This window comes from Alcanivorax sp. HI0044, assembly GCF_001634945.1.
In genome coordinates this window covers 1-1,041 of record NZ_LWEZ01000360.1, presented here as the reverse complement: position 1 = coordinate 1,041, position 1,041 = coordinate 1, and the positions used below count along the sequence as shown (strand labels likewise).

Below are 1,041 nucleotides of genomic sequence, written 5' to 3'. Positions count from 1 at the left end.
ATGCCACGGTAACCGCCGATCAGGCGGAGGAAGTAGCCAGGTATGTGGCTGTCGAGCTCACCGAGGAAGATCGGGGTATGGGATTTGGCAAACTGGACGAAAGCTGGAGAGAGATCCCCGACGAGAGCGTGGGTATCAGTAAATTTGGCCCCGGATATTACATTGTGGCTATGGATCATGAAGATGAGGAGCGAACGCTTTATATACTTATGACCAACACGGGTAATGTGTACGACGTAAACTTCACTGGTGAGTTCAAAGGAATTGATTGATATTAAGCTAGGGAATCAAGAGGAAAAATTATGTCAATGCTAGTCATTAAATACCTAGTATCAGCAGCAATTATAGTCTTGGTTTCCGAGCTGGCTAAGCAGAGTGATAGGGTGGGGGCGCTATTGGCGTCACTGCCTGTCGTTACACTAATGGTCTTGGTGTGGCTTTATTTTGAGGGCCAACCCACTGCCAAACTGGCCAATCATGCTTGGTATACCTTTTGGTATGTGCTCCCAACGCTGCCCATGTTCGCCTTATTCCCAGCAATGCTTGAGCGCTGGGGATTTTGGCTGGCTTTATTAGTGTCAGCTTTTTTGACCGTGTTTTGTTTTGCTCTGCTTGCTTTCTTGGTAAAACGCTGGGGAATTGATCTATGGTGAGGAAAGCGACTATTTTGCGGAAAATAGCCCAATCCTGTTTAGACTAATGTCGATTGCTGGCTGTCAGAATTCAATAATAGGCGTGTTATTTAGGCGTGGGTCAAATATGTGAGTATATTCTTCATAGAAAGAGTAGGTAGCCTGAATGCTTAGTTGAGCTCTAGATGTCACTTGGAGCGAAAACTCTCATTTAACGCATCAGCTATCATCTTGGTTCTGTCAGATCCTGGAGCCGGGAGCCCAATTTCTCCCAAGCCTCGCTGCATTCCTTGGTATAGCTATGGCGTTGATAGGTCCTTTTAACCCTATTTTCTTCGGTGTGGTTCAGGCAGCGTTCTGCGACTTCAGGAAGTACGCCTAGAGCGGTCATCATGGTTGCGCCGGTTCT

At 46.9% G+C, this 1,041-nt stretch carries 2 protein-coding genes and 1 pseudogene; 2 read left to right on the top strand and 1 reads right to left on the bottom strand.

The annotated features are described in order from the left end of the window. On the top strand, positions 1 to 272 hold a 272-nt coding region (locus A3730_RS31020; protein ID WP_063537574.1), incomplete at its 5' end, for a DUF6488 family protein. Between the two features lie 30 nt (positions 273 to 302). Further along, positions 303 to 653 carry a DUF3147 family protein gene (locus A3730_RS04405; protein WP_035246388.1) on the top strand — a complete coding sequence of 117 codons (351 nt, stop codon included), beginning with the start codon at positions 303 to 305 and terminating at the stop codon, positions 651 to 653. A gap of 205 nt (positions 654 to 858) precedes the next feature. On the opposite strand, the pseudogene A3730_RS32505 reads toward A3730_RS04405, so the two are convergent. Further along, a pseudogene (locus tag A3730_RS32505) lies at positions 859 to 1,041 on the bottom strand (site-specific integrase); the annotation flags it as partial.